Below are 6,226 nucleotides of genomic sequence, written 5' to 3'. Positions count from 1 at the left end.
GATATAAGGACAACCTCCCTTAATATTTAACAATTACTTAATCTTAAGGAAATATATGACACTTATAATAAGCCTACCTTTGCACCTTCATTTAAGCCCCTCCATTAATCTTGGTTAAAATCATTACAGATACATTGATATCAAACCGATGGCTTTTGATAAGGATAGCGATCATAATTGCATCGATATTCCTGTTTTTGTTTTCGATCGACCTGATGAGCGACTCATTCAGGCACCTGGGTAAGGAGGCCATCGAATCCATATTGAAGGCGGCATCAAACCCATTCATTGGGCTTTTCATAGGTTTGCTGATTACCGCCCTGATACAAAGCAGCTCTACGAGCACCACCTTGATTGTTGCCGCGGTTGCCTCAGGGTCTATAAGTTTGATCGATGCCGTACCGATGATCATGGGGGCCAACATCGGGACCACCATTACCAGTACAATCATTTCACTCAGCTATATTGGTAACAGGGAGCAGTTTCGCCGCGCTCTTTCCGCAGGTGTAGTACATGATTTCTTCAATATACTGGTTGTATTGATCCTTTTTCCTCTTGAACTGAAATATGAATTTTTATCTTCAATAGCCGATACTATCTCCTCTACACTGATAGGAGTAGATACAACAGACGCCATCAATCACACTCCCTTTAAATTGATTGACTTCTCTCCGATAACCAGGTTTTATACTTCGATAATTGACATCGCACTAATTAACCTTATATTCTCTTTTATCTTACTATTTGCCTCTATTAAGATACTATCAAGGATCATCTCAAAACTGCTTATCGGGGAGTCGGAAGAAAAACTGCAGAAGTACATTTTCACTAACACCGGTATGTCTTTTCTATGGGGCACATTTCTGACTTCCATTATTCAGTCGAGCTCCATAAGTACATCGCTGGTGATCCCGTTTGTAGCCACTGACAAGATCTCTTTAAGAAAAATAACTCCATTTATAATTGGAGCCAATGTAGGAACTACAATAACTGCTTTTATTGCTGTATTTTTTAAATCATATGAGTTGGTAAGCATTGCCATAGTTCACCTCACATTTAACCTTATAGGTGTACTGATCTTTCTGCCATTCCCCTGGCTCAGGGAAATCCCCATACGCATGGCTGAAAAATTTAGCGAGCTTGCTGCCAACTACAGGTTCACAGTAATCATTTATATACTGTTGATATTTTTCATTATTCCTTTCTGTCTGATCTATTTCACTAAAGGATTTGAAGGCTTATGAAGCACTAATTCGAATTAACAAACCCATACATACAATTAAACTCATACACAATCATGAACAAGTTAAAATATGTTCTATTAATTCTATTTATTTTTCCGCTGTTAACTCAGGCTCAGGACACCACCTCCAATAGTTTTGGGAAAGGGATCAGGCTGGTTGCCGAAGATTCATCTTTCAGCATGAAGTTTAGCACCAGGTTTCAAACACTATACGATGGTAGCCTGAACCTTGAAACTGACGAATGGGATGACAAACTTTTAATCAGGAGAGCCAGGATCAAATTCGAAGGTTTTGCATACGACCCGAGGCTGGAGTACAAAATCGAGCTTGCGGTAAGTAATCGTGACAACGGTAAAGTAGCAGCCGAATCAAATCTTGCAGCCAACATTGTACTGGACGCGGTACTGAAATACCAGTTTGCGCCAGGCTGGGAAGTATGGTTTGGCCAAACAAAACTACCTGGCAACAGGGAAAGGGTAATATCTTCTCAGAAACTACAATTCGTAGACCGAAGCCAGGTAAACTCAAAATATAACATAGACAGGGGGCAGGGTGTACAAATACATCATGAGCATAATATAGGTAAGACTGTACTGCGAGAGATAGGATCAGTTTCCATGGGTGAAGGCCGAAACCTGACCATTGATAACATCGGCGGCTACGAATATACAGGACGTATCGAGTACCTCCCATTTGGCAAGTTTGCAGGTGGCGGTGACTACTTTGGCTCAGATCTCAAAAGGGAAAAAACACCTAAATTGTCCATTGGAGTTACTTATGATCAAAATAACAATGCTCCCCGTGCACGCGGCTTCGCCGGTGACTTCCTTAGTGAGTACCACGATATAAAGACTTACTTTATCGATGCCATGTTCAAATATCAGGGGTTCTCCAGCATGTTTGAATATGCAGACAAGTGGACTGATGGATCACCTGTAACTTCTGATGGTGCGTTTTATACCGGCACTGGTTTAAACCTTCAAATGGGATATCTATTCCAAAACAATTTTGAAATAGCAGGAAGATATACGGATATCAATCCGGAAACCATCACCGGTTACGAAGGCATTACAGAATTAACACTTGGTGTTTCGAAATATTTTGTTGGGCATAGTCTTAAAATTCAGAGTGACTTAACCCATATAAATAACGAATTTAGCGATGATGAGCTGCGATACCGCTTTCAGGTAGAGCTGGCCTTTTAAATGCACTTTGAGTAATCCTGCTATTTTGCTTATCTTGGCTCAAAAATCAAAACGTGGGCGAGAAAAAAGGATTTATGAGCTTCTTTAAACTAGATAGTTTATTTGATCATCTGACCTCTTTCATAGAATCGAAAGTGGACATATATAAGATAGAGCTTCGTGAGGAAGCTTCCAAAGCTCTGTCCAAGCTAATGGTAGGATTACTCTTATTCAGCCTCGGCTGGTTCTTCATTATGTTTCTTAGCATAGCTGCGGGGTATTACTTTAGCGCACTGCTGGGAAGCTTTTTTTATGGTTTTCTGATCATTTCAGGAATTTATTTGTTATTCTTTACGCTGGTGTTCCTGCTCAAGGAACAGTTAGGCCTAAAAGAGTTTTTTGGCAAGCAAATAGAAAATTGGCTAAATTCCGACAAATAATATGATATCCGAAGCCGAATCAAACAGAAAGAAAAAAGAAAACCTGGAACAAAACTCTCAAAAGCACAGAGAGGCATTTGAGCATGAGTTATCAGAAGTTGTTGACAGAACCAAACGCATTGCAACCTCTGCATTAGTGATAGGTGGCAGCTTTGCCCTCAGTTATTATCTCATCAAAAAATTAACCAGTAAAAAGTCTGTCAAAAAAATAAAAAGACAAAAAAGCACAGGTGATATCAATGAAGTGGTGATCCAGAAGCACCCTTCTGTATTTTCAACTGTCGGAAATGTCATTTTAACAGAAATGGCTGTATTTTTACTCGGTATTGCTAAAGAAAGGTTAATAAACTATATCGAAAACCTCAATTCCCGGGATGATGAAGATTCTAAAGACGCTTGAAGAAAAAACTCAAAAAGGACAAAAATCTTTAGCCATACTTATTGACCCGGACAATGTCGAGGATATCTCCTCGATCAATAGCCTGCTTAACCTTGCCAAGGAATGTTATGTAGATTACTTCTTTGTAGGTGGCAGCCTGATTACCAACAACAATCTGGACAGGATCATCAAAACGATTAAGTCCAGTTGTGAAATACCTGTAGTGCTCTTTCCGGGTAGCAACATGCACCTCGACCTTAGCGCAGACGGCATCCTGTTCCTCAGCCTGATATCGGGACGCAATGCGGACCTGCTGATTGGCCAACATGTAATAGCTGCTCCTATTTTGAAAAACAGCGGCATTGAAGTTTTGCCTACGGGCTATATGCTTATTAACTCAGAGCGTACCTCAGCAGTATCCTACATGAGCAATACCTCCCCCATACCTCCTGACAAATACTCCGTGGCCGCATGTACTGCCATGGCTGGCGAAATGCTCGGCCTGAAACTGATCTTCATGGATGCAGGCAGTGGTGCCCGGGAAGCTATTACTCCTAAAATGATCAGCCAGGTAAAAAAGGTCATAAATGCTCCACTCATCGTTGGAGGTGGTATTGACTCGGCCGTTAAGGCCAAAGCCTCCATAGAGGCCGGTGCGGATATGATCGTTATTGGAAATGCTATAGAAAAAAACCCCAATCTATTGATTGAGGTTTCTGAAAAGATTTATGATTTCAACAGATCCTTAAATATTCATTAAGGTCTCTCTCTTTCTCATTTTTCCTGCTGGTATACCATACATCATCTTAAACCTTCTACAGAAGTAAGCCGTATCTTTATATCCACAGGCACGTCCGATATCCCTGATGCTCATCTTCGTAGTTCTAAGCAGCTTTACGGCATATTCCATACGTTGGTACTCGATATAGTCCTGAGGGTTAATACCTGTCAGGGTTTTGAAGTACTGTCCCACGTAATCCTCCGAAACATCAGCAACATCTGATAATGTTTTGTTGGTTAGTTCGCCTCCAAGATTGTCCTTGATATACTTAAACAACTTGATCAAACGAGGATCTTTGAAATAAGTACTATTTGTAGCCATTTGCTCCACAAACAGTCTCTTCTGCAGAATGTGGCGAATAACCTCTACCACAAGCAACTCTGTTTTCAACTTCACTACTCGCTGATTGCCTTCCAAACGAGTCTCCTGCTCTTTCACGATATCGTAGATTGTACTGTTTACTTTAGAGTTTTCCAAAGTAAAGGCTGGTATATCCAATGCCGTGAAGAAGTTAACCGTATCAAATACTTTTGTTTCAAAAACAATCGATGTAAAATCAGCCACCGGTACACCTGAAATATCTTCAGGGTTAGTTTTAAAGTATTCGGTTTGCTTGTAACTAAATTCTTCCAGAGATAGCTCCGGACTTCTATCATCCACTTCACCAAATGACAGAGGTGTGTACCTCATGGCTGGGATAAATAGCGCATGACCTTCTTTTAACAACTCATTATCCTTACCAAATCTGACAACTCCCTTCTTAAGGATAAGAATTGTGTTTTCTGTTTCTTCATAGTCCTTAATAGTAAAAGGGTGTGATACTTTTATATTATTGGACTTTACAAACTTAATTCCTAAGGATTCAATTATTTTATTGTAATCTTCCATCACGTTACTGTATTAAATCAACGCCAAATATAAAGAAGTTCGACCAAATAATCATGCACTTTTCCAAGTTACATATAATTTTTTTTAGAATATAGGCGAAGAATTAGTTTTTAAGCAATTCACGGGCGATTACAATCTTCTGAATCTCAGAGGTTCCCTCATAAATTTGAGTGATTTTGGCGTCCCGCATCAATCGCTCAACATGGTATTCTTTAACATAACCATAACCACCATGCACCTGAACAGCCTCGACTGTAACATCCATAGCAACCTTTGAAGCAAACACTTTGGCCATAGCTGCAGCTTTTACATAGTCTTTACCCTGATCCTTCAATGATGCTGCATTTAAGCATAAAAGTCTGGCAGCTTCGATCTGCGTAGCCATTTCCGCAAGCTTAAACTGAATAGCCTGATGCTCCGAAATAGGCTTGCCGAAAGCCTTGCGCTCCTGAGAGTATTTCAATGCCAGCTCATACGCTCCTGAAGCAATACCCAAAGCCTGCGAGGCGATCCCTATACGTCCGCCGTTAAGCGTAGACATAGCGAACTTGAAGCCAAAGCCGTCTTCACCTATTCTGTTCTCCTTAGGTACCTTAACGTCAGTGAACATCAAAGAGTGTGTATCAGAGCCTCTAATTCCCAACTTATTTTCTTTCTTCCCCACTACAAAGCCATCCATGCCTTTTTCCACTATCAGGGCATTTATACCTTTGTGCTTCTTTTCAGGGTCAGTTTGGGCTATAACTATATATACACCGGCACTGTTTCCGTTAGTGATCCAGTTTTTTGTACCGTTAAGCAGGTAATAGTCACCTTTATCCTCAGCAGTTGTTCTCTGGCTTGTAGCATCAGAACCTGCTTCCGGCTCAGATAAACAAAATGCACCAATAATTTCGCCCGTGGCCAGCTTAGTCAGATATTTTTGCTTCTGCTCTTCAGAGCCATATTTCTCCAGCCCCCAGCATACCAATGAATTGTTTACTGACATGGCTACCGAACACGATGCATCTACTTTTGAGATTTCTTCCATGGCCAATACGTACGATACAGAGTCCATACCACCCCCGTTGTACTTAGGGTCTACCATCATTCCCATAAAGCCTAACTCACCCATTTTTTTGATTTGTTCGGCGGGAAATTTTTGTTCTTCATCCCTTTCAATTACTCCCGGAAGCAATTCATTTTGTGCGAAATCACGCGCAGCAGCCTGAACCGCTAATTGTTCTTCTGTCAATTCAAAGTTCATTGTTTATTACCTGTTTTAATTTTTTGTAAAAAAATAGAGGGTTATTATGCATGCATAATAACCC

General features: G+C 40.6%; 7 protein-coding genes. 5 read left to right on the top strand and 2 right to left on the bottom strand.

Going from position 1 to position 6,226, the window contains the following annotated elements:
* The first annotated feature begins 155 nt into the window (after positions 1-155).
* The 5 genes from E1163_RS26065 to E1163_RS26045 are packed head-to-tail and all read left to right on the top strand — an operon-like array spanning position 156 to position 4,007.
* Positions 156-1,244: a Na/Pi symporter gene (locus E1163_RS26065; RefSeq protein WP_246223913.1), complete on the top strand. Its 1,089-nt coding sequence runs from the start codon at positions 156-158 to the stop codon at positions 1,242-1,244.
* A gap of 53 nt (positions 1,245-1,297) precedes the next feature.
* Positions 1,298-2,449 carry a porin gene (locus tag E1163_RS26060; RefSeq protein ID WP_155175937.1) on the top strand — a complete coding sequence of 384 codons (1,152 nt, stop codon included), beginning with the start codon at positions 1,298-1,300 and terminating at the stop codon, positions 2,447-2,449.
* Positions 2,450-2,502: 53 nt separating this feature from the next.
* Positions 2,503-2,868: a phage holin family protein gene (locus E1163_RS26055; RefSeq protein ID WP_155175935.1), complete on the top strand. Its 366-nt coding sequence runs from the start codon at positions 2,503-2,505 to the stop codon at positions 2,866-2,868.
* 1 nt (position 2,869) lies between these two features.
* Positions 2,870-3,268, top strand: coding sequence for a hypothetical protein (locus E1163_RS26050; RefSeq protein WP_155175933.1), 399 nt, complete (start codon positions 2,870-2,872; stop codon positions 3,266-3,268).
* Positions 3,243-4,007 (top strand): phosphoglycerol geranylgeranyltransferase, encoded by a 765-nt coding sequence (locus tag E1163_RS26045; RefSeq protein ID WP_155175931.1) that lies wholly within the window; start codon positions 3,243-3,245, stop codon positions 4,005-4,007. The genes E1163_RS26050 and E1163_RS26045 overlap by 26 nt, the downstream gene beginning before the upstream one ends.
* On the opposite strand, the gene E1163_RS26040 is transcribed toward E1163_RS26045, so the two are convergent.
* Both E1163_RS26040 and E1163_RS26035 read right to left on the bottom strand, forming a co-directional pair.
* Positions 3,993-4,916 (bottom strand): helix-turn-helix domain-containing protein, encoded by a 924-nt coding sequence (locus E1163_RS26040; RefSeq protein WP_155175929.1) that lies wholly within the window; start codon positions 4,914-4,916, stop codon positions 3,993-3,995. The genes E1163_RS26045 and E1163_RS26040 overlap by 15 nt on opposite strands.
* 103 nt (positions 4,917-5,019) lie before the next feature.
* A complete protein-coding gene (locus tag E1163_RS26035; RefSeq protein ID WP_155175927.1) occupies positions 5,020-6,162 on the bottom strand; it encodes an acyl-CoA dehydrogenase in 1,143 nt (380 codons plus the stop codon).
* Positions 6,163-6,226: the final 64 nt, after the last annotated feature.

It is taken from the genome of Fulvivirga kasyanovii, assembly GCF_009711405.1.
In the GTDB taxonomy this organism is placed as follows: Bacteria; Bacteroidota; Bacteroidia; order Cytophagales; family Cyclobacteriaceae; genus Fulvivirga; species Fulvivirga kasyanovii.
Note: the sequence above shows the minus strand (reverse complement) of the source record. Positions and strands in the feature narration are given on the sequence as shown.

Excerpts from the sequence above, each read along its gene's own strand:
- E1163_RS26060 (WP_155175937.1), top strand. The coding sequence starts at position 1,298 with ATGAACAAGTTAAAATATGTTCTATTAATTCTATTTATTTTTCCGCTG.
- E1163_RS26050 (WP_155175933.1), top strand. The coding sequence starts at position 2,870 with ATGATATCCGAAGCCGAATCAAACAGAAAGAAAAAAGAAAACCTGGAA.
- E1163_RS26045 (WP_155175931.1), top strand. The coding sequence starts at position 3,243 with ATGATGAAGATTCTAAAGACGCTTGAAGAAAAAACTCAAAAAGGACAA.
- E1163_RS26040 (WP_155175929.1), bottom strand. The coding sequence starts at position 4,916 with ATGGAAGATTACAATAAAATAATTGAATCCTTAGGAATTAAGTTTGTA.
- E1163_RS26035 (WP_155175927.1), bottom strand. The coding sequence starts at position 6,162 with ATGAACTTTGAATTGACAGAAGAACAATTAGCGGTTCAGGCTGCTGCG.